Consider the following 23,893-nt stretch of genomic DNA (forward strand, 5'->3'; position numbering starts at 1 on the left):
ATATTAAAAACATAATATGATGGAAGCCAACGTGGTACAGCTTATAATTTCTCTTAGAAATGAATTTGCAGGCATACATTATGCTCGCTATTTTGAAGATAACGAAAATAATAGAATTTCCCATTTTCTGCAGAAAGTGCATGATTCGGAAGAGTCCTTACAAGAAGAAGAAAAAATACTGTACGAAATTCTCGTCAGTACTTTTGCTCTTGATTATTTCAACGCAAGTTTTTCAGGAGAAGATCTTACCAATATAGATTCTCAGGATTTGTCTCAAATTGAAACATGGACTGTACTTGACTTTAAAAACTATATATCCGAAAGTTTCAGAAAAAACGACCTGAAAAAAGAATCTCTTAAAAAGATTTCAACTGAAAAGTACAGGCAGCTTTTCAGAGGTTATGAGGAAGATATTGCTTATTATAAAACTTTGCATGACTGGTATTTAATGAGAAAAATTAATTTTCTCTCAGACGATGTTTTTTTTACGAAGAACAAACTGAAAGAAAATGAAAATAAGATTCTTACAATCTACGATGTATTGATTAATGAAAATGAGGGCAATTCGAAGTTGTATTTTATGCACGAAAAATTGCTCTATCTCAGTTCGTTAGATAAAGAATTGAATAAAATGCAACAGTTGCAGACTATTCTGAAATCTGATATTGACGGAGATTACAAAGTTTTAATGATGCGGGACATCATGACAATATACAGGAATGATGATAAATCCAGAGAAGCTCTTGAAATTGCAGATCAGGCAAAAAAACAGTTTCCAAAATCCCCGTTTTTACAAGAAATTCAATACAAAGAAGATTTAATGACCAGTCCTAAATTGGGACTGAATTTTGAAGAACAGGTACAAAGCAATAAACCGATTCATATAGTAGCAGAATATCGCAATACTTCTGATTTTATTCTGAATATTTATAAAGTGAAAGGCGGTTTTAAATCTTTTATTGAGCATACAAGAGATTATTATTCCGAAGGAAAATATTACCATGAAATTGAAAAAACACTTGTCAGAAAAGAACATTATACACTTCCTCACTGTGAAATTTATGAAGAGATGAAAACTTCTCTGGAGATTAAACCTTTATCTCCGGGATTATATGTTGCAGAATTTTCTTCAAAAGATTTAGCTGAAAGCGATTCAGTCAGAAACTATTTTTTCACAGTATCCGATTATAAAATAATTTACCATCATAAAGATGGAAATGATTTTCCGGAATCATTCAGGTTGGTAAACAGTGAAAATGGAAAACCGATTTCTAACGAGGAAATTGTTTTTTTCGAATATCTTCGAGATCAGGATTTGGTAAAACTGAATGCCAAAACGGATGATGAAGGTATCTTTAAAATTCCGTCAGATGTAAATAATTCATATAGAAAATATCTTGTCCATCATCCAAAAACTAATGATTTTCAAATTCTGGATATATGGGGAAGAAAATTTTCAGAAGAGCAAACAAGAGATATCCTTAATAAAACCATACCGCAGATTTTTACCGACAGAGCGATTTACCGACCGGGACAAACCGTTTATTTTAAGGTAATTAATACTAAAATAGAAAACGAAACGGAATCGGCTGTCGAAGGAATAAAACAAAAAATAGTTTTAACCGATGGAAACGAAGAGGAAATTTCTTCACAGGAATTTACGACCAATGAATTCGGTTCTTATCACGGAAGCTTTGTTCTGCCTAAAGGAAAACTAAACGGAACCTTTGCTTTAATGATTGAGGACGGAGCAGACTGTTTTCATACTTTTCTTGTAGAGGAATATAAAAGACCGAAATTTGAGATTACTTTCGAGCCAGTAAAAGGAGAATATCAATATGGGCAAACGGTAGAACTTAAGGGGAGAGCAATATCATTTTCAGATGTTCCCCTCCGTAATATAGTTGTAAACTATGAAATTACAGAGAATGATATCCGCTGGAAATTCTTCAGCCATTATAAAAAAAGTTACGGTTACTATGGAAACTCTATACTGGGAAAGGTGAAAACCGATGAGAACGGGGAATTCACGATTTCTGTAACTTTTGAAGAAAATACATATTTAAAAGGTCTTCAGGTAGACTGTTTTAAAATTGAAGCGTCTGTTACGGATATCAATGGAGAAACACAGTCGGCTTCTGTTGAAATAAATGTGGCTTCAGTTCCTTATTACATCAAAGCCGAAGAAATTAAAGATGCTTTTACAGACGAAAATATAAAAATTAATGTTGAAACAAAAAATTATAATAATCAGGATGTTGAAAAGCCATATCATATAAAACTTTCCAAACTGAAGTCGCCAGACAGGATTTTTAGAAAGATGTTTGAAGATAAAATTCAGAATTTATCACAATTTTCTAAAGAAGAGTTTATAGCCAAGTTTCCGCATGACTATTTTGATGAGGACGAATATAAGGAAGAGGGACAAATAGAAAAAGTGATTCTCGATAAAATCTATGATCCAAAAACAGATAACCAACAATTGGCAGCCAATTTAGATTTAGGAAAATTAGAAGTCGGGAGATATGAGTTGAAACTTTATGATAGTCAGAATAAAGAGTTGATCAAAACATCTCAGCGCTTTAATGTTTGGGATAAAAATTCCTTAAAAGAAGAAAGGGTATTTTTGAATGTTGTAGATCCAAAGAAGGAATTTTTAAGGGGTGAAAAAGCCAATATCTACGTATATTCTGCAATTCCGGATGCTTTGGTATATATCTTTTTACAGGACTGTCTGGGAAACACTACAGTTGAAATAAAACAATTAAAAAATGGCGTATTAAACTATATTGTTGAAGTTCCTAAAAATAAAAATATTTCAGAAATTAATGTTCAGTTTCAGATCATTGCTTACAATGAAGTACAGCATAGTGAGATTACTCTTAAAATAAAAGAAAACGAAAATCCTCTTACTATCGAAACAATAGTTTTCAGAGATAAGATTGAACCGGGCTCTAAAGAAAAATGGACAGTCAAAATCACAGAAAATAATAAAAAGGCTTCAACTGAGCTCAGCTTGACAGCAGAAATCTTGGCAACAATGTATGACAGATCTTTAGATCAGTTTTCTATAAATACTTTCGAATGGAAAAGGCATTATGTTCCGTATTATGCAGTAATGTCTTACAAAGTTAAATATAATCTTAGTGCGAGATTTGCTTCAAAAGAGGTTCCTTATGTAAGATCTTTTTCAATAGAACCGCCATATTTCAATTGGTATGAGGGAGATATTCCTGAAGGGTTAACATTTTTGGGCGGAGCATGTGGATATTCCGGAGACATAGTTTTGAACGAACTCGAAGGAGAAAGAATACATCATAAAATTGCGAAAGGTGACGAAATTTCGGTTTTAGAAAACGAAAACACTTTAACCAATATCCCCGTTCGCCAAAACCTAAACGAAACCGCATTTTTCTACCCGGATCTGAGAACCGATTCCGAAGGCAATGTAAGCTTTGGATTTACTTCTCCGGAAGCACTTACAAAATGGAAACTGATGTTTTTGGCGCATACGAAAGACGCAAAAGCAGGAACGCTGGAAAAAGAAGTCGTAACGCAGAAAGAATTTTCGGTAACGCCAAACTATCCAAGATTTTTAAGAGAAGGGGATGAACTGAATCTTCAATCCAAACTATCGAACTTAACCAATAAAAAATTAAGCGGTTCAGCAGATTTGCAGATTCTGGATGCCTTCACCAATGAAGATATTTCGTCTCAGTTTGGTTTAAATTCAAGCATTCAGAACTTTGAATTAAATGAAAACGGAAACTCAGCCTTGACATGGAAAATAAAAGTGCCAAACAATGTTTCATCTATTATTTTAAAAGTGGTGGCAAAAGCAGGACAATATTCCGATGGGGAACAAAAAGCAATTGCAGTTCTACCGAACAGAATGCTCGTAACCGATGCGGTTCCGGTTTTTGTAAAAGAAGGCGAAACCAAAACATTTGAACTGGAAAACCTTAAAAATGCGACTTCAACCACGATTTCCAATGTCTCCAATACGCTGGAACTCACGACCAACCCGATTTGGGAAATCATGTTTGCGCTTCCGAGCCTGAAAAATGACCGGAACAATTCAGCGGATGTTGTATTTAATAAATGGTTTGCCGATGTTTTGGCATCAGAAATCTTTAAAGCCAATCCGAAACTGAAAACCGTTTTCGAAGAATATCAGAATAAAGGATTATTGAATTCCAGTCTTGAAAAAAATCAGGAACTGAAACAGTTGTTACTGGAAGAAACACCTTGGGTTCTGGAAAGCAAAAATGAAGAAGAACAGATGTCGAAACTGGCTTTGCTGTTCGATGTCAATTCAATGAAAAATTCAATTCAGCAGGATTGGGAAGATTTAGAGAAACTGCAGAATCCGGATGGAGGATTTTCGTGGTATAAAGGTTATCCGAGTTCGTATTCCACATCATTGTACATTCTGAAAAATTTAGGGAAAATCAATGTCTGGCTGAAAGATAACGTAAAAGATTACCAAAATCCCGAAGAAAATGAATTGGTAGCGAACCTGATCAAATACGCAGATAATGAAATTGAACAATACACTTCGACTTCGCTCAGTGCGGGAAAAGAAAATGTAATCAATAACTGGACTTTAGAGTATCTCGACACCCGAAATTACTGGGAAAAACAGTATCCGTTAAAAGGAAAAGGAGCCACTTTAAAATCCATGGTAAAACAGAACGTAAAAACGATGAAAATTACACATTTTACCTTCTTCGGACTGCATCGTGCCGCTTTACTGATGAATGATTATGGTTTAAAAGAGGTTTCAGATAAATTATTAAATTATTTAAAAGAAACTTCGGTAGATTCAAAAACACAGGGGGTGTACTGGAAACAGAATCTTGATGACTGGGGCTGGTTCAGCTCGAAAGTGGTGAATCATGCAGGAGCATTGGAAGCATTTAATAAATTGAAAACCAACGATCAGAAGTTCATTGAAGACATGAAAATCTGGCTGATTACGCAGAAAGAAGTGAATTCCTGGGGAAGCTCAAGAGGAACTTCAGAGGTGATTTTTACGATTTTAAATTCAGGAAAATCATGGACGACTGCGGAAAGTGATAAAGCAACCATTATTTGGGGCGGAAAAGAGCTTCAGCCACAGACTCAGGCAACAGGTTATGTGAAATCTACCGTGAAATCGGATGTTTTAGATAAGAATTTAGCCACCGTTACCGTCACAAAACCAGGCGCAGGAATTGTTCAGGGAGGTTTGTTCTGGCAATATTACGAAGATCTGGATAAGATCAAATCTTCCGAGAATTACCTGTCCGTCACCAAAGAACTGTACAGAAAAGTAAAAACCGTGAACGGGGAAGAATTACAGAAAATCACTCCGGAAACTCCATTGAAAATAGGCGATAAAGTGACGGTACGAATGATCTTAAATACAGACCGACCGATGGAATTCATTCACATCAAAGACATGAGAGCCGCAGGATTTGAGCCTTTGGATGTACTTTCAGGGTATCAGTGGAAAAATGGTTTGGGCTATTATCAGTCGACCAAAGATGCATCCACGAATTTTTATATTGAACAGATGCCGAAAGGGAAGTATGTTTTCGAATACGATTATGTCGCCAATGCATCCGGAATATTCTCAAACGGAATTACCACGATCCAGAATTATTACGCGCCACATATGAATGCGCATACGAAAGGAAGTAATGTGATGATTTCGGAATGATTTGTTTACAAATTATAAAACGGTAAAAATGATATTTTAAAAAGTGTTTTTGTTCTGCTCAGATTTTTAACAATTGAGACATTTATTATAAAACCTGTTTAAACAGATCCTTGATTATGAAATAATTTTTCGGAGCATTAGTAATAATATATTGATATTACTTTAATATTCAATTTATAACCGAGCAATACTTTTGTCAAAAATAATTAAACTGAAATTATGATGAGAAAAAGTACAGTATTGGTTTTATTAGCTTCATCTGTTGCAGCCTCTGTTTTTTTTGCTTGTAAAGATGATGATAATACAACATCTCCGGACGAAACAATAGAATTCAAAAACCGGTCGGTTACTCCGTCCTTTGTTAAAATGGGATCTGATTTTTCAGGAGTAGGGGTTTACACTTTGGTAAGTAGTGAAGATGTTATTCCAAACTCCGGAAATATGGTTTATGGTGGAGCTCCTGACGGTCAGGGTTTCATTAAAAATCCAGATGGAAGTGGTTACATAATGGTGACTAATCACGAAAATACATGGGCGGTATCCAGATTGTATTTAGACAAAAAACTAAACATTACCAAAGGTGAATATATTGTAAATTCTGATGGTGGTGGATTCAGACTTTGTTCTGCTTCTATGGCTACTCCGGAAATTCATGGTTTTGGTCCAATGTTTTTAACGGCAGGTGAGTCTAATGTGAATGCAATGTGCCATGCAATTGATCCTTTAGCTGCCGCAATGCCATCAAACAATACAAGAACGAAGCCAGCTATGGGAAAAATGAGTGCTGAGAACTATGTCCCTCTAACAAAAAATGCTTACCCCGGAAAAACGGTGGTTATTGTTGGCGAAGATGCTTCCAACGCACAGGTTTACTTATATGTTTCCAACACAGTCGGAGACTTGGATAATGGTAAGTTATATGTTTTAAGAAGAACGGATTTGAACCAGATTGAAACTTCAATGACATGGAATAACAATTACCCTGTAGAGTTTGTAGAGGTACCCAATGCCAAAAACTTAACAGGGACTGAAATTGAAAACCTAAATTCAAGTCTTAAATCGATACAGTTTGCCCGTGTGGAAGATTTGGATTACCGAAAAGGTTCAGTTACTAACAACAGAGAGATTTATTTCACAGCTACCGGTGTAAGTGGTTCTACCGAGAAAACATATATGGGAAGAGTTTATCAGTTAAAACTGGATGCCAATGATCCACTTAAAGGAACGCTAAAAATTATTGCGGACGGGGATGTTTCACCTTCCGGAGCTAACGTAAAAGGGACTGATATTATTAATCCGGATAACCTGTGTGTTACAGAGAATTATGTATATATTCAGGAAGATGGAGATTCTTATTGGCCGGAAGCAACGCATAATTCATTGATATGGCAGTATAACATTGCAACAGGAACCAAAAAAGTATTCATGGATATGAGACACAGAGATGCGGATATGTTAGGAACTAAGTATAATCCTGCAAGTGATACTAAATATGGTCTTTGGGAACACGGTGCCATGGTTGATATTTCTGATGTAGTAGGAGTTCCCGGTACGTTTACCATCAATGTACATGCACACTCTTGGGTAGAAGGAGATAAATTTTTAAATCCTAGTAAAGCGATTTCAGTTCAGCCTTATAAAGCAGGAGGACAAACGCTTATCCTGAAAAATGTACCCAGATAAAATATCATTTATTTTTTAGAAAAACTTTCGCTCAATTTAAATAAGCGAAAGTTTTTTATTTATACTAACAAAAGTAAAACAATGCTTAGAACAATAATTATACTGCTATTTTTAGCTGCTGTTTTTTCATGTACAGATAAAGGACACCAGACTTTTGAGAACAAATTAAGAACAACTGTTTTAAAAAAGATAGATACACTAAGTAATACTTTAACAGAATTGGAAGGCACGAGAAGTCAAAAAGAGCTCATTTTAAACTTTAAAAAAGCAAGGAAAGAATACAAAGAAATAGAACCCTTTGTAGAGTACTATTTTCAAGGTCTTTCAAGAAGAATAAACGGTCCCGCTCTACCAGAAATCAAAACAGATGATAATATTGTAAACGATGCAGCGGGTTTTCAGGTAATAGAAGAGATAATTTTCAATGATCCCACAAACAGAAACGAACTAAAAAAGCAGATTAATATTTTAAAGACAGATTTAAAATTTGTTCATCAGAATTTTAAAGATTTACCCATTCAGAATCATCATTTTTACGAATTGATGCAACATCAAATCATTAGAATTGCAACCTTGGGAGTCACAGGTTTTGATTCTCCCGTAGCATTTAATTCTATGAATGAAGCCAAAGATGGCATTAAAGGAATAGAAGAGTTTTATACTTTGTATTGTGAAACCAATAAACAGGAAATAAATCCCCGTTTAATTGAATCCTTTGAAAAAGCGGGACAATACATTAATAAAAACAGCGATTTTAATACTTTTAACAGACTGGAATTTATAAAAAATCATTTAATGCCGATGAGCGTTGCTTTTGAACATGAATTTAAAACTATTATTGAACAGACTCCACATTTCAAAGACAATAAAGTATTTTATGGGCATTTATCCGATTTAATGCAGGGAAAAAAACTCAATCCTGATGCATTTTCCCCATATGCAGCATCAAAATCAACTGTAGAAAAAACAGCATTGGGAAAAATATTGTTTAATGATGTGAATTTATCACGAAACAATAAAATGAGCTGTGCAACCTGTCATAATGCAGAATATGCTTTTACAGACGGCAAAAAGACTTCGGTAGTTAATATTCATAGCAACAACATCAGGCGGAATTCACCAACATTGCTGTATTCATCATTTCAAAAATCATTTTTTTATGATATGCGTTCGCAAGATTTGGAAAACCAAATTGAAAGTGTCATGAAAAACCCGGATGAGTTTAATCTTTCTCCGAAAGAAATTAAAGATAAAATTACAACAGACAAAAATTTAGTTCAGTTATTTAAAAAAGCCTTTCCCGATAAAAAAGAAATAACGCCCTATGAAATTAGAAATGCTATTGCTTCTTATGTGAGAAGTTTAATGCCCTTTAGTGCCAAAATAGATCGATATTTTTCAGGCAAAGCAGCACTTACGGAAAGCGAAGAAAACGGATTTAATTTATTTGCCGGTAAAGCCAAATGTGCAACCTGTCATTTTATTCCTGTTTATAACGGAACTGTTCCACCCTGGTTTAACAACTCCGAATCTGAAGTTATCGGTGTTCCGGAAAATATCGCATGGAAAAATGCGGCTATTGATGATGACGAAGGCAGATATGGATTAAATAAAATTGAACAACTCCAATTTTCTTTTAAAACTCCAACTGTAAGAAATGTTGAAAAAACGTCACCTTACATGCACAATGGAGTATATAAAACATTGGAAGAAGTAATAGAATTTTACAGATTAGGCGGCGGAAATGGTATTGGAATGAAGCTGAAATATCAGACTTTGCCTTTTGAAAATTTGAAATTAACTGAAAAAGAAAAGCGGGACATCATAAGTTTTTTAAGAACATTATCTGATGAAAAAAAATAGAGTAATGCGTTTAAATTCTTTTATTTAACATCATGTGTCTCTCGTCGCGCCATCGCGCGGGTTTAAGTGCTGCATGAGATTAAAAGCCTTCAAATTAAATAAATTTCAAGGCTTTTTTTGTTTCAGCTTTTCCAAGATTCTATAAAGATCTTTTGGTTTAAGATGAGGAATTATAAATATTCCCTTATTTGTTAAAGATTTTTTTTATCCAGTTTCTTAATATATTCAGAGGGGGTCATGTGTACCCTTTTTTTAAAAGCATTAATGAAAGTAGTGCAGCTTTTATATCCTATTTCTTTAGATATTACTTCAATATTGTATTTACGGATTACAGGATTTTTTTCCAATTCTGTTAAAATATAATTTATTCGAAGATTGTTTACATATTCAGAAAATGATACGCCCTTATACTGGTTTATTATTTGTGATAAATACGTAGTGTTGGTATTCATTTGTTTAGCAACGTTGGCAAGTTTGAAGCTGTTGGATAAAAATTTCTTTTTTAATTCTAAAGAGTCAAGTTTTAAGAGAATATTAGAAACCGTGTCATTTTCTATAGGAGTATGAGGTTTTTGATAATCATCGTTTTGTGTATTGAGTCCGATTTTGTAGAGATTCTTATTTTTAATAATCTCATCTTTATTCTTCCTTTTTTGATAATATATTATATAAAAAAGAGTAGATATCAGAATTAATGATGCAAAAAATATAAATAAATTCTTATTATTCTTTTTGAGTGTTTCTTCGGAAATATTTTTGATCTCTTCTTTTTCATAAATCCCCATGAAAAAATTTCCGGTATTTTTTTGAGCGTTTTCTTTGTTTATTTCTGATAAGCTCAGTTTTGCATACTTATATGCCATTTCATTATTACCATTACGTTCATAATTGATACTTAATAAATAATAGACTTTAAGCTTGTTTTCATATGAGCATTTGGAGTCCTGAATATCAGTGGTTAATTTTCTAAGATATTTGAATGCTAAATCACTTTTTTTAAGATTGGTATATATTTCAGCTTTAGAAATCCAGACTATTTCTTTAGAAAAACTTTTCTTCATTAAAACAGAATCTTTTTCGCAATCGTTAAAAAGAGATAACGAAAGGTTATATTCTTTTTTGAGTAAAGCGATTTGAGCTTTTCTACTTCTGTGAAGAGCTTTAGAATATGCTGAAAAATTCCCGGAATTTTTCATTAGCTGATAAGCTTTCTCATAGTTTTGTTCCGCGGAATCCAGAAATTTTATTGCTCCCGTATCTTTGTACCAATTGATAAAAGCATCACTTTTCGTATTATAAGCCGCCGCAATTTCTTTTGCCTTCAGAAACTTTGTGTAAAGTCTGTTCTCACGATCATTATAAATATCATTTAAATGTATACTGAGAAGATCAATCCCCTTTTTATAATTTCTTAGCTCTATATACGCTACAGCAAAAAAGATTAATTGTTTCTTTTTATATACTGGACTCATTCCTATGGTTAAATTGTTAAGATATCTTAGTCCCAGTGCTATATTTCCTTTTCTTTTTTCAATATAAAAAAGTCTTGTTACTGCAATGTGTTTTAATGCTTCATAATAAGAAAAAGCGATTTTATTCTTGTTTTTCTGAAGTAAATCCAAAAAAGAGAATACAGATTTTTCTGCCTCAGAAAACTTCCCCTTTCCATATAAAGAAGAGGCTGAATCAATTCTAATCAGCAAATCATATTTTGTATTATATTTTGAAAGCCTTTTGAAGTTGATGTTTTCGTTACTCAGTTTGTGATGTACGAGATCCCATTGATCTTTTTTTATTAAACTGTCGATCTCATGAGAATCTTTTAGATCAGTTAGGCTTTGAGAATAAATTTTTACAGAAATAAAAAAAAATATAACGAGTATTTTTTTTAAGAGCATATGTGTTTTTTTCTATCCAAATTTACTTAAAAATTAATAATCCTTAAAGAAGTATAAGTTTTTTCAACAAAAAAGAAAATCCACAATGATTTTATTTTAATTGGTTGTATTTCAGTATTTTAATTATTGTCTTGTTAATGGGATTGAATACCAAATTTATAAATATGATGAACATTTTATTTTACAAAATCAAATCTTTAAATAAGTTTGAATATAAATTTCACCATAGTCAGAATTAATATTCTGTTTTTTATAAAGAATAATCTTTTAAATATGAATAATAGATAAATTGATCATTGTCTGCATAAACACCGAAAATTTAGAAATACATATTGCATCAGGAGTAAACGAAAATCCTTCAAAAGAGTAGTACAAATTAAAAAATAACAAATGAAAATTAAATTATTTCTGTTATCATTATTGTTATGGCAGGGATTTCTACTATCCCAGACCGTAACAATAGATTTAAGTACCGGAAAAAATGATGACGGTACACTGATGAACGCACCACCACCGGATGTTACCGACGGAGTTTCAGTAACCGATCCGGATTGGTCTGTTGTAAGACCGGGAGAAACATCTGCCGTAAATACTAAAACAAGACACACTTATACAGGATGGTCTTTTGCTGCTTTAACGATAACTAACGGAGCTTTACAAAGCAGATGGATTACTGATAAAGATGGTTGGGCTGCTGTTGGAGATGGCTATTACTATTATTATAGCAAGAGTTTTACAATACCCGATGGTGCGGTTAATGCTACACTTAACTTTAGGTCATTAAGCTTTGTGCGGAACTGGACATACCTCGTAAAAACAGATGTTTCGCCAAATACAGAAGAATTAATCACACAGACTACATGGATGAGTGATGGAGCTAAAGGCTGGCTGAACTCTAGAAGTCCCGAAGTTTTGAATAAGCCACTTTCTGCAGGAACATACGTTATAAAAGTAAAAATATATACGAATAATGGAAATGTAACCAATGCCCTGAATGCTCAGGGATTAGTAAGTTATACTCCGCAATCCTGTACAAACCCTTCACCACAGGTAAATTCTCCTGTTGGTTATTGTCAGAATGCTGTTGCGTCTCCACTTTCAGCTACCGGAACGGGTCTGTTATGGTATACAACATCTACAGGAGGGACAGCAAGTGCGACCGCACCTACGCCGTCAACTGCTAATTCCGGTACTGTTTCTTACTATGTCAGCCAGACAGTAAATGGTTGTGAGAGTGAAAGAGCAAAAATAGATGTCATAGTAAATGCTGCTCCTGATTCTCCGATAGTAAATTCTCCTGTTAGTTATTGTCAGAATGCAGTGGCTTCTCCGCTTTCAGCAACCGGAACAGGCTTGTTATGGTATACAGCATCTACAGGAGGAACAGCAAGTGCGACCGCACCTACGCCGTCAACTGCTAACTCCGGTACTGTTCCTTACTATGTCAGCCAGACAGCAAATGGCTGTGAGAGTGCAAGAGCAAAAATAGATGTGGTGGTAAACTCTCCTGTGGCTTTAATATTATCATCTGGATCTAATACACAGACAGTAGATGTAAATACACAAATTCTACCAATTATTTATACATTTAGTAATGCTGCAAGTGTAGTTGTAAATGGTTTGCCTTCAGGAGTTACAGGAGTTGTAAATAACAATACTCTTACAATTAGCGGAACACCAACGGCTGTAGGTACATTTAATTATTCTGTCGCTACAAATGGAGGATGTGGACAGATAACATTAAACGGGAAAATAGATGTTACAGCAGTAAGAGATTGGCGATTAGCTCCCAACAGTTATATTTTTGATCCTAATCTTAATAATGACGGATTTTATATTCCTGTGAAGAAAGCCTACGCAATGTGGAAAGATCAGAATGGATTGCTGAATGATGCCACAATCCTTAATGGTACACCAACAGCAGAGGTTTACTGGGAAGATGTTGCCGGTCTTATCCGCTCTTCAAATTATAGCCTCTCAATGGAAGGATCCGGTGAGGATGCAAAAATCAAGGTAGAGATAAATAAAGCAAAAGGTGAAGGAAATGCTGTAGTAGCATTTAAAATTAATAATAAAATTGTTTGGAGCTGGCATGTTTGGGTTACAGACGATCCATCAAATGGTGTAACCTATGGAAATGTTAGAGCGGGTGTAGAGACAGCAAGTTATTTAGAAAATGGGGTTGTAAAGAAATTTATTCCAAAGTGGATGGACAGGAATCTTGGTGCTACAAATAAAGATTTTACAGGGTATAACTGGGATAAATCAGGTGGTTTAATGTATCAGTGGGGAAGAAAAGATCCTTTTCCGGCCTTTGAATATAAAGATAACTCAAAATATGAGGTTAGTGGAACTATAGGTACGAAAAAACATTTGTATGATTATACGGGAAATGGTACAACGGACAAGATAACAAGTATGCAGAGACCTTATAATGACATTAATAGCAATATTAAATATTCTGTAAATAATCCTTTAGACCTTATTTTTACAAATGTAGTAGCCGGACATGCGTGGTTTGTTCAAAACATAGGTGCTGATAATGCCACAAGAAAGAAATCTGATCTTTGGGGAGATAATTCTCAGCTTGCTACCAATACAGCGGGAAGTACTGTCAATACCTACAAACCAAAAACTTCCTATGATCCTTGTCCGAATAACTGGAGAGTACCATCTTACATAAACAATACATTTGCAACAACAGTTAGCAATACTTTTTCTCCGTGGGGAAGAGATTCCGGCAACCCGGCCAATGATTTAGCATCTTTTGTTAATACTAAGCCAACCACAATTAATCAGGCTTTAAACGGAGTAAAAATTTATCATAACTTAGGTATAGATTTTACAAACACCTATTCAGGAAGTTTTCCAAGAAATATGGGAATTTATCCGGGTAATGGCAAATATGTAGTAGGCTCTACCGGTGATTTTTATCATCAGGATCCTCACGAAATTATTGTTCAGTCTGCTACAGTTGCTGCTTCATCCACTCCTTATTCATACTTTTTTTATGCTTATGGAGATGCTGGACAATTTACGTCAAAACCTGATGCTACATTATATCCTAATATGATTGGTAAATATTATACCCATGCATATGAATCTATGGGCTTGTCAGGAGCTATGGCGTGTCGTTGTGTAGAAGATAAATATGCGAAAGGATATGATTTCCCGACCAGTTTCTTTACTAATGTAGCGAATGTAAATTATACGGAAGGACTTAAAGATCCGAATACATATTTAGTTACTAGAGCAGCTACAGAAAGGGAAATAAAAATCCCGATTAGTAAAGCGTTCTCTGTTTATAATCAATACCTTTCAGATCATGGAATGCGTGATTTCAGTAGCCTTAAAGTAAATGTTTATTGGGCAGATAACAGATCTTTAATCTCTAATATCAAAGTAATTAATGCTCCGACTAGCAAGGAAAATATAAAGGATGCCTACATCTCGGTAAAAGTAGCTCCGGATCAATCAGGAAATGCAGTAGTTTCATTACATAACGGAAGTGTTTCTGCTCCTGCTTACTGGAGTTGGCATATCTGGGTAACCAATACCAATGTGGATGAAGTTGCATATCAGACAGAAGATGTATTATTGCCTGCTAATGCCAATTATGTTAATTTTACAAATTCCGGAGCTCAGCCAATGAAAAATATCTTTATGGATAGAAATCTTGGTGCTACAGATGCTTTTCCGAATGTTATTAATCCAGAATCTGTAACACCGGCAGAATTAACAATGATTAATAATTCTGGCGGAATGCAGTATCAGTGGGGTAGAAAAGATCCTATACCCAGCTTTATTACTCCAGGTCTAATTGTCTCCAATGGAATGGCTGCTACAGGAAATTACAGTATTTGGACTTCATCAGGACCTGATGCCAGTGGAAATGTATATCCATCATCGTTTTCTGAACTTACGGGAAATGCCTATGAAAATACTTACATCAGGCGAAGAGATACAGATTATGGTAATGTAGGAATTACTAAGGCAGAAAAAATAATGAATAATCTGAAATATGCTTCAGAAAATCCTCTGGCTTTTATGGTTCCGGGTACAAAATATACAAACCGGTCAAGTCTCAATTCTTTTTATGGTCAAGACTGGTTGTATTCTACTCCTAACCAAATGATGGACAGATGGGGGCATGCTGCATCTAAGTCTGTATTTGATCCTTGTCCGGGAGGATGGAGAGTTCCGGATACATCAATTGGAGTAGTGGACAATGATCCTAATGACCCGAATCATTTAGATGATAATAAAGGAAGTTCTCCATGGTATAATGGGTTTTATAAAAAGAATGCATCAGTAGATCCGTTTAGAATTCACAGTATGGGGATTGTACAGGAAGTGGATTTTGAGATTAAAAATCCAACAGATATTTATAATGGTGGTGTTCCTTATTATTTAGGCAATACGGTTAAAAATACTAGCACGGTCTATGGATATCAGTTTGGTAATTCTGCTAATACAAGTAATCCGAACCTGAAATATAAAATCGGAAACTATCCTGTAACAGGATTGAGAGGCTTTAGTAATAATGATGCCATTTCTGTGGCTATGAAATTAGGTATTTCAGGAGTGTGGACAGCAACATTAAGATCTGCCAACTCTTATGGAACTGCCTATAATATGGCGTTTCTGACAAACAGTCTTACCTCGTCAAAGCTTGTATCAATGAATGATTCATTTATCAATCATCCGATGAATGCGATGAATGTGAGATGTGTGAAAGAGGAATCAAAATTCGGACAATTGTTAGGAGTAGCTTCTAATACGGGAATTGCAGCAACAACAAATCGCACAGCAAAAAATACTTCCGGAAAAAATCCAGATATAAAAGCAGATATTACCATAGATGTATATCCAAATCCTTTTAACAGCTTTATTACGGTTAAAGGGGAAGATCTGAAATCTTATGAGCTGTATGATATTTCTGGTAAACTCCTCAAACAAGGAAACTTATTGCAGAAAACAATTAATACGAATGACTTAATTAAAGGTGAATATCTGTTAAAAATAATAACGAATAGGAACATAATAAAGGTTAAGAAAATCATGAAAAATTAAATTAGTACGAAGAGGCTGTCTTAAAATTGAGGCAGCTTTTTTTTCAAACATCCAAAATTTCATTTCCCATCTTTTCCCTATTTTTGTCTAATTCCAAATTTCAAATGAAAAGAATAATCCTCATCGAAGACGAAACCAGTGTGGTATCATTTATCAAAAAAGGGCTGCAGGAAAGCGGATACGAAGTTTCTGTGGCTTTTGACGGTAAAACCGGCGTTCAATTGGTGCAGTCGAATGATTTTGATCTGGTCATACTAGATATTATGCTGCCGGAAATGAATGGGCTGGAAGTCTGCAGAGAAATCCGGAAAACCAATCAGAATGTTCCGATTCTCTTCTTAACCGCTTTGGGAACTTCAGAGAACATTGTTTTGGGCTTGGAAAGCGGAGGGGACGATTATCTCGTAAAGCCATTTAAATTCATAGAACTGGTGGCAAGGATTAAATCTTTACTGAGAAGGAGTAATAACGGGAACCATCAGGAAACGGATGAAACCGAACAAGATAATGAATATGTGTATCAGTTTTCAGATTTGGTTTTAAATGATTATACCAAGAAAGTTACGCGCGCGGGCGAAGAAATTTCACTTACTTCAACAGAATACAAGCTGCTTTTGTATTTTTTAAACAATCCTGAAAAAGTCATTTCGAGAACAGAAGTTTTAGAAGCGGTTTGGGGCGTGAATTATGAACTGGGAACCAATGTTGTGGATGTTTATGTAAATTACTTGCGAAAGAAGCTCGACAATCAGGAAGATAATAAGCTGATTCATACAGTAATAGGAATGGGATATGTGCTGAAAAAATCTTAAAGATGTTTAATAAAGTTGTCACAAATCAGACCAAAACGATGGTGCTTCTGATGTTGGTTTTTACCGCCATCATATTGCTGTTCAGTGGATTGGTGTATTTTTCGATTGTCAACTTTTCGCATCAGAGATTTTACGAGCTTTTGAAAATCCGTACCACCACCATTATTCAGATCGAAAAAGGCAAAGATAATCTGGATCTTCCGGAAAATTACATTCTAAACGGATTAAACGATGAGGAGCTTCCGATGGAGCGGGATTATGTTTTTGCAATTCCGTCTGACTCAAACTTTAAGAAAATTTCGGATGAGGTTCATATTCCGGACTATTTTTTTAAAAGCATTGTAAAAAAAGGCGAGGCGAATTTTAATGACAAAGAATTTTACTATATCGGGCAGACTTTTAAGCATGATGATAAAAATTATATTGCCATCGCATCCGCCAAAAACCATTATGTGGTTTACTATCTCGGTTTTTTAAAAAGAACTTTGATTACCTGCATCGTTCTTTCGCTGTTCTTCAGTATGATCTTTTCTTTTTATTTATCCAAAACATTATTCAAGCCCATCCTTAAAATTACAGGAAAAGTAAAGGAAATCAGTTCCGAAAATCTTCATTTGCGTCTGGAACCACAACCCGATAATAAAGAACTGAACGAACTCATCGACACTTTCAACGGAATGCTGAACCGCATCGAAACCTCTTTTGAAACCCAGAATCACCTGATCGGAAATGTTTCACATGAGCTGAGAACGCCGTTAACGTCGATTATGGGTGAAGCAGATGTGGCACTTTCGATTTCCAGAACCAATGAAGAGTATAAAGAAACTTTAGGAATCATTCTGAACGAAGCCGAAAAATTAGACAAAAAAATCAAGGCTTTGCTAATGATCGCACAGACCGGATTTGACGGCAAAATCCAGAAAATGGATAAAGTGCGGATCGATCAGTTGCTTTGGGATGTCATTGAAACCCTCAGAAGAATAGATTCCAGAAATAATATCTATCTCGATATCAGTATGTTGCCCGACAATCCTAAAAAACTGAAAGTTCAGGGCAACGAACAGTTGCTGCATCTTGCGGTTGCGAATATTATCCAGAATGGCTGTAAATATTCTAATTTTCAGCAGGTTAAAGTCTCTTTGGGAGCAACGGATTCGGATGTCTACATTATTGTAAAAGACAGCGGCATCGGAATTCCCGGACAGGAAATGAATAAAATTTACGATCCTTTTTTCAGGGCTTCCAACACCAAAAATTATGAAGGCTACGGAATCGGACTTCCATTGGCAAGAAATATCGTGAGAATACATCGTGGAGAACTAATCGTAAGCTCGCACGAAAATCAAGGAACGACCGTTCAGTTGCGTTTCCCGAATTTCTACAGTATGCAGACAGACGGAAAAGAGATCTAATATAATCATCGTTAATTTCACTCTTTTTCATTTAAACTGTTAATTCTTTTTAACAGATTCTAATCGTATTTTAATCTCTTTAATCACATTTTAATTCCGTTCCAAAGACGTTCTAATTTGGTCGTTTTAGTTTTGTATTATCAAAAAAGATAAATATAAACCTAAATCTCATTAATATGAACAAGACGATTTTAATAGCCACCGATTATTCTCTTGAATCTTTGAACATTCTGAAAAAAGTAATGAGAGAAAAAGAGGCTTCAGAAGACCAGAATCAATATAACATTCTTTTGGTTTCGGGGTATGATATGGGAGATTCCATCAGAGATCTTCTCTTCAATACGAAAAGTACCATTTTTAATAAAATCAGACCGCAGGAATTTTGTGATGCCTATGAAATTATCAAAAATAAATATCCTCATTTAATCAATAAAATTGTGTGCGATATTTTCACCGGCAGTTTCCAGAGAACATTCAATAATTATGTGAAAGCGGAAAATATAGAAGAAGCGTACTATTCTTCATCTATTAAAAGCAGTGGCAATAGTAAGTTCGATCTTATTCCTTACATCAAAAAGTGTAAAGATTTGAAATCTCAGGAAATTTCAGTTGAAGTTCGCAAAAGCCTTCCGGAAAAAGGAAGACTGGCGGAAATCTTTGTGGAAGCTTAATACCGAAGAACTTTAAAAATTTAGAAAAATGCTAAGGAATTATAGTAACAGCAGAACGTTGGGAGACAACATCAGACTGGGAACGCTGACTGCTTTTACGGCGGGTACTATAAACATTGCTTCTCTGTTGATATTTCTCTCTTTTACCTCCAATGTAACGGGGCATTATGCTATTCTTGCAGCGGAAATCAGCAAGGCAAACTGGTCGCAGGTTGCGGTGGTGGGAATGTGGATCTTCCTGTTCTTTTTCGGAGGATTTGTGTCGAATTTTATTGTGATTACATTCAATCAGAAAAGTAAATATTTCGCCCATGCAATGCCTTTGGTTCTTGAAATTGCCTGTTTACTGTTTGTGGGAATCTACGGACAGTTTTATTACCGGAAAACACTGGAAGAAACGGAATATCTGGTCGCTTTAATGTTATTCGCAACAGGTTTGCAGAATGGTTTAACGGCAAGTATTTCTAATTTCTCGGTAAAAACCACTCACCTTACAGGAACAACCACCGATCTCGGGATTTTATTCTCCATGTTTACGCAGAAAAAATTCAGAAAAAACGGCGAACTGGTAGCAAGAGCGAAACTGTTGATGAGCATCATGATTTCCTATGTTTTGGGTGCGGTTTTTTCAGGATTAACCTACTATTATCTTGAGTTCAGGGTGTTTTATGTAATCAGTCTGTGTTTGCTGGTGGTAATTGGTTATGATGCTTACAAAATTCATATCAGACATTTCAATACGAAATACCGGTACAGCAAAATTTATAAGAAACCGAATCTGATGGCGTATTTTTATGATAAAATCCACGGAATTCCGGTGATTAAAGAGCAGAAGAGAGACAAGAAAAGAAAGCTTGTATTTGATGAATAAAATGGGCAGAAGCTTAGCGTAAAAGATCAAAATTCTTGATAACATTCTGAATACTTTTTGTAAAGCTTTGCCGGATTAAACAGACAATGTTAAATAAGAGATATAAATATCAGTATTAATTTTGTGTAAACTAGCTGTGAATCAATCCTCTAATTGTATAACGCAATTGGGGGATTGTGTTTTTAGGAAAACCCCGATAACGAGACAATTTGTCTGAATCCGGATGATGGCTGGAATGTTGATATGTTGATAAATTAATTTTAATTCAGAAGTTTATAGTTTTAATTCTTATTTTGAATGACTATTTTTGTAAGTTGATTTACGTTTTTTATGTCAGATATTATTCAGCTTTTACCCGATCATGTAGCCAACCAAATTGCGGCAGGAGAAGTAGTGCAGAGACCGGCTTCCATTGTGAAAGAACTTTTGGAAAACGCCATCGATGCAGATGCCACAAAAATTGAGTTGATTATCCGGGATGCCGGAAAAAATCTGATTCAGGTTGTAGACGACGGAAAAGGAATGTCTGAAACAGATGCGAGAATGGCTTTCGAAAGACACGCCACATCAAAAATCCGCGGGACAGAAGATATTTTTAAAATCTCTACCAAAGGTTTCCGTGGCGAAGCGCTGGCTTCGATTGCTGCTGTTTCTCAGGTGGAATTAAAAACCAAACAGAAAGACGCTACCATCGGAACGAATATTTACATCGAAGGCGGGGTTTTCCAGTTTCAGGATCCTGTTCAGACGGCTGAAGGTTCTAATTTTCTGGTTAAAAACCTGTTCTACAACGTTCCGGCAAGAAGAAAGTTTCTGAAAAACAACAACGTAGAATTCAGACATGTTATCGACGAATTTCAAAGAGTTGCTTTAGCGCACGAAACGCTTGAGTTTTCCCTTTTTCATGATGATGAGCCTATTTTCAGATTAAGAAAAGGAAGCCAGATGCAGCGTATTGTGGATGTTTTCGGAAGAAAACTGCAGCCGCAGCTTATTCCCATCAAAGAAGATATTATCTGGTGTAAACTTCACGGGTATGTTGCCAAACCGGAAGGAGCGAAAAAAACAAGAGGCGAACAGTTTTTATTTGTCAACGGAAGATATTTTAAAAGCCCATACTTCAATAAAGCCGTTCAGGAAGCTTTTGAAGGATTATTGTTGCCGGGTTATGTACCTACGTTTTTTCTTTTCTTAGATATTGATCCTGAAAAAATAGACGTTAATATCCATCCGCAGAAAACAGAAGTAAAGTTTGAAGACGAACATCTGATCTTTGCTCTGTTGCGTTCCACCATTAAACGTTCTCTGGGAATTTATAACGTTTCGCCAAGTCTGGATTTTGAAAAAGATCCTCACTTTGATGAAATTATGCACAAAACGTTCCCGAGTAAAGGAAACAGTGGAGGTGGAACAACGCTTAAAATGCCGGAAATCATCGTAGATAAAGACTACAATCCTTTTATTGAAGAACGTGAAGTTGCACAGGCGGAAATTCAGAACCTTACGGAAATGTACCATCAGAATATTACCGCAGAACCTTCCAAGATCAATCTGTTTGAGGATGAAGATTTTGATGAAGATCTGATGAGGTTGCCAAACGGATACTGGCTTTTCAACAAAGGGGATGAAACACTAATGCTCGATCTGGGAAGAATGCACAGACTTGTGGTTTCTGAAAATACAAAACCTGTAAAAAAAGGAACAACCAACGGTCATGCTCTGCTCTTTTCTCTCGAATATCATATGAATGAGATTGAAAAAGCGAAATATAATTCCATTAAAAAATATCTTCCTGAGCTTGGTTTTGAAATGAGCATTGCCCACGAAAGTGTGTTGAGAATAGATGCGGTTCCGGAAGGACTGAAAGAAACGCAGGTCATGAAGTTCCTTGAAAACCTTTTTGAAATTCTGGAGTATAAATCTGAGGAAGAATTCATGCAGTATTATCAGAACCAGTGGAGTAAGCTGCAGTCGAAATCAAGATTCGATTTTATATACAAAAAAGATGCGGAGCAGCTTATCAAGGATTTTACCGCTTTGGGCTTTCCGGAATTTTTACCCAACGGAAAAAGATGTTTCTACGAAGTTCCGTTTAATGATTTTAAAAACAAATTTTAGAAGCTATGTTTAACAGTATACCTCCCGTAACGAGAAATATAATCATCATCAATGTTGCTGTATTTGTTATAGCCAATTTGCTGTTTCAGGATAGATTTGTAGGATATCTTGCTGCTTTTTATCCCTTCTCGCCATTTTTCAAATCCTGGCAGATAGTTACACATATGTTTATGCATGGAAGCTTCATGCATATCCTTTTCAATATGTTTACTTTATTTAGTTTCGGACCTATACTGGAAAACAGCTTAGGAGAAAAAAAATATTTAATTCTTTACTTTTTAAGTGGTTTGGGAGCCTTTTTCCTGTTCAATCTGTGGAATTTTGTTGAGGTTCAGCAGATTTCCAGCGAATTGCAGCAGTTAGGATTTAATCTGAATGAATATCTTTCAGGTTCCTCTGTACAATATTCAGGTTCTTCTCAGGCTGTACTTCGACAACAGGAATTGGTTGGAGAGCTGAATGGCATTATGGGAACTCCAATGGTGGGAGCTTCCGGAGCGATATTTGGTGTTGTGGCAGCATTTGCTACACTTTATCCCGATGCAAAAATCGGAATTATGTTTATTCCGATCCCTATGAAAGTAAAATATGTATTGCCGGTCGTTGTTATTGGCTCTATTTATCTGGGAGTTTCCGGAAACGGAGGCGGAATTGCGCATCTGGCTCACGTAGGAGGAGCGATCGTAGGTTTTATTTTGGCAAGAATTTGGAGAAAGCATTTGTACAGATTTAATTAAACCTCTTGAAAATTCTTCGTCTTATTTTTCTCATCCTTCATACCGGAATATTTATTTTATTATCCGGAATGTTAATGAATGCGTATGTTTCACCCAAAATATTTCCTTGGCTGAATTTACTTTCTTTAGGTTTTCCTTTATTGATTATTGCTTACGTTCTACTTACCATTTTCTGGATCATCAGTTGGAAGAAAAGAGCTTTTGTCTTTTTTTTTGCGGGTCTGCTCTTTTTCAATCCTGTTTTGCGATGGATTAATTTTTCTCAGCCCAAAAATGAAAAAGCAGATTTAAAAATTGTCACGTTCAACGTTAAAAACGGTGTTTTAGGAAAAGAAAATATTAAAGATTTCGTCAACAGTCAGGATGCAGATGTTGTTCTGTTCCAGGAGATGGTTAATAAAAAATATGATTTTAAAGATCTGAGGCAAAGCAGCAAAACCCTTCTTACAAGCGTTTTTACAAAACACAAAGTCATTGCTGAGAAAAATTTGCTTGGAGATTATGAAAACGGCAATGCAACGCAGACAGATATTGAGATCAATGGAAAAACCTACCGGATCATTAATGTTTATCTTCAGCCTTTCAGGTTTGATAAAAGTATGGTAAAGCTGAATGGTGATAGTGATGAAGATGAGCAGAAGCTGAGAGGTATTGTCAGAAAACTGATTCCGACCTTTAAAGTGCATCAGGAACAGATTACTCCCATCAAAGAAAGTATTGAATCTTCGCCTTATCCTGTGATTTTGGCAGGCGATTTTAATTCGGTTCCCAATTCTTATGAGTATTACGAATTATCAAAAGATCTTGAAGATGCATTTATGAAAGCCGGAAGCGGAAGTGCCACCAGTTTTCATGATTATAAATTCCCGATCAGGATCGATTATATTTTTGCTTCAAAATCCATTAAACCGTTAAGTTATAAAGTCGACCGTTCTGCGAAACTTTCAGACCATTATCCTGTTATTGCGACATTTAAACTGCAAAACTAAATTATAAAAACAGTTAATGTTTCTCTTATGGTAGGATTTTTGCTGAAAAGCACTATATCCTT

Annotated in this window: 12 protein-coding genes; 11 read left to right on the plus strand and 1 reads right to left on the minus strand. The window is 35.2% G+C overall.

Features of this window, described 5'->3' with window-relative positions; genetic code table 11:
* Window positions 1–16: 16 nt before the first annotated feature.
* The 3 genes from KKI44_RS14080 (at window position 17) to KKI44_RS14090 (ending at window position 9,250) form a co-directional block, all read left to right on the plus strand.
* The gene (locus KKI44_RS14080; protein WP_214587848.1) at window positions 17–5,704 is read left to right on the plus strand and encodes an alpha-2-macroglobulin family protein; all 5,688 of its coding nucleotides are present in this window, start codon (window positions 17–19) and stop codon (window positions 5,702–5,704) included.
* Between the two features lie 219 nt (window positions 5,705–5,923).
* The gene (locus KKI44_RS14085; RefSeq protein WP_214587855.1) at window positions 5,924–7,387 is read left to right on the plus strand and encodes an alkaline phosphatase PhoX; all 1,464 of its coding nucleotides are present in this window, start codon (window positions 5,924–5,926) and stop codon (window positions 7,385–7,387) included.
* A gap of 81 nt (window positions 7,388–7,468) precedes the next feature.
* Window positions 7,469–9,250, plus strand: a complete 1,782-nt coding sequence (locus tag KKI44_RS14090; protein ID WP_214587856.1) for a cytochrome-c peroxidase — start codon at window positions 7,469–7,471, stop codon at window positions 9,248–9,250.
* Between the two features lie 191 nt (window positions 9,251–9,441).
* On the opposite strand, the gene KKI44_RS14095 is transcribed toward KKI44_RS14090, so the two are convergent.
* Window positions 9,442–11,148 (minus strand): helix-turn-helix domain-containing protein, encoded by a 1,707-nt coding sequence (locus KKI44_RS14095; protein WP_214587857.1) that lies wholly within the window; start codon window positions 11,146–11,148, stop codon window positions 9,442–9,444.
* A gap of 390 nt (window positions 11,149–11,538) precedes the next feature.
* Between KKI44_RS14095 and KKI44_RS14100 the strand changes: the two genes are divergently transcribed.
* The 8 genes from KKI44_RS14100 (at window position 11,539) to KKI44_RS14135 (ending at window position 23,831) form a co-directional block, all read left to right on the plus strand.
* On the plus strand, window positions 11,539–16,221 hold the full coding sequence (locus KKI44_RS14100; protein WP_214587858.1) for a T9SS type A sorting domain-containing protein: 4,683 nt from the start codon (window positions 11,539–11,541) through the stop codon (window positions 16,219–16,221).
* A gap of 104 nt (window positions 16,222–16,325) precedes the next feature.
* Window positions 16,326–17,033 carry a response regulator transcription factor gene (locus KKI44_RS14105; protein ID WP_214587859.1) on the plus strand — a complete coding sequence of 236 codons (708 nt, stop codon included), beginning with the start codon at window positions 16,326–16,328 and terminating at the stop codon, window positions 17,031–17,033.
* A 2-nt stretch (window positions 17,034–17,035) separates the two neighbouring features.
* Window positions 17,036–18,445, plus strand: a complete 1,410-nt coding sequence (locus KKI44_RS14110) for a sensor histidine kinase (protein ID WP_214587861.1) — start codon at window positions 17,036–17,038, stop codon at window positions 18,443–18,445.
* Between the two features lie 176 nt (window positions 18,446–18,621).
* On the plus strand, window positions 18,622–19,116 hold the full coding sequence (locus tag KKI44_RS14115; protein WP_214587862.1) for a hypothetical protein: 495 nt from the start codon (window positions 18,622–18,624) through the stop codon (window positions 19,114–19,116).
* A 28-nt stretch (window positions 19,117–19,144) separates the two neighbouring features.
* The gene (locus tag KKI44_RS14120; RefSeq protein WP_214587864.1) at window positions 19,145–19,987 is read left to right on the plus strand and encodes a YoaK family protein; all 843 of its coding nucleotides are present in this window, start codon (window positions 19,145–19,147) and stop codon (window positions 19,985–19,987) included.
* A 330-nt stretch (window positions 19,988–20,317) separates the two neighbouring features.
* Window positions 20,318–22,105 (plus strand): DNA mismatch repair endonuclease MutL, encoded by a 1,788-nt coding sequence (gene mutL / locus KKI44_RS14125; protein WP_087707024.1) that lies wholly within the window; start codon window positions 20,318–20,320, stop codon window positions 22,103–22,105.
* A gap of 5 nt (window positions 22,106–22,110) precedes the next feature.
* Entirely contained in the window at window positions 22,111–22,842 is a 732-nt protein-coding gene (locus KKI44_RS14130) for a rhomboid family intramembrane serine protease (protein ID WP_214587866.1), read from the plus strand.
* Between the two features lie 5 nt (window positions 22,843–22,847).
* Window positions 22,848–23,831 (plus strand): endonuclease/exonuclease/phosphatase family protein, encoded by a 984-nt coding sequence (locus tag KKI44_RS14135; protein ID WP_214587868.1) that lies wholly within the window; start codon window positions 22,848–22,850, stop codon window positions 23,829–23,831.
* Window positions 23,832–23,893 lie beyond the last annotated feature (62 nt).

Source organism: Chryseobacterium sp. ZHDP1 (assembly GCF_018603435.1).
GTDB lineage: Bacteria > Bacteroidota > Bacteroidia > Flavobacteriales > Weeksellaceae > Chryseobacterium > Chryseobacterium indicum.

What these genes read in the sequence shown, in the direction of transcription:
- KKI44_RS14130 (WP_214587866.1), top strand. Translation starts at nt 22,111, where the DNA reads ATGTTTAACAGTATACCTCCCGTAACGAGAAATATAATCATCATCAAT.
- KKI44_RS14120 (WP_214587864.1), top strand. Translation starts at nt 19,145, where the DNA reads ATGCTAAGGAATTATAGTAACAGCAGAACGTTGGGAGACAACATCAGA.
- KKI44_RS14110 (WP_214587861.1), top strand. Translation starts at nt 17,036, where the DNA reads ATGTTTAATAAAGTTGTCACAAATCAGACCAAAACGATGGTGCTTCTG.
- KKI44_RS14105 (WP_214587859.1), top strand. Translation starts at nt 16,326, where the DNA reads ATGAAAAGAATAATCCTCATCGAAGACGAAACCAGTGTGGTATCATTT.
- KKI44_RS14085 (WP_214587855.1), top strand. Translation starts at nt 5,924, where the DNA reads ATGATGAGAAAAAGTACAGTATTGGTTTTATTAGCTTCATCTGTTGCA.
- KKI44_RS14095 (WP_214587857.1), bottom strand. Translation starts at nt 11,148, where the DNA reads ATGCTCTTAAAAAAAATACTCGTTATATTTTTTTTTATTTCTGTAAAA.
- KKI44_RS14115 (WP_214587862.1), top strand. Translation starts at nt 18,622, where the DNA reads ATGAACAAGACGATTTTAATAGCCACCGATTATTCTCTTGAATCTTTG.
- KKI44_RS14090 (WP_214587856.1), top strand. Translation starts at nt 7,469, where the DNA reads ATGCTTAGAACAATAATTATACTGCTATTTTTAGCTGCTGTTTTTTCA.
- KKI44_RS14100 (WP_214587858.1), top strand. Translation starts at nt 11,539, where the DNA reads ATGAAAATTAAATTATTTCTGTTATCATTATTGTTATGGCAGGGATTT.
- KKI44_RS14080 (WP_214587848.1), top strand. Translation starts at nt 17, where the DNA reads ATGATGGAAGCCAACGTGGTACAGCTTATAATTTCTCTTAGAAATGAA.
- mutL (WP_087707024.1), top strand. Translation starts at nt 20,318, where the DNA reads ATGTCAGATATTATTCAGCTTTTACCCGATCATGTAGCCAACCAAATT.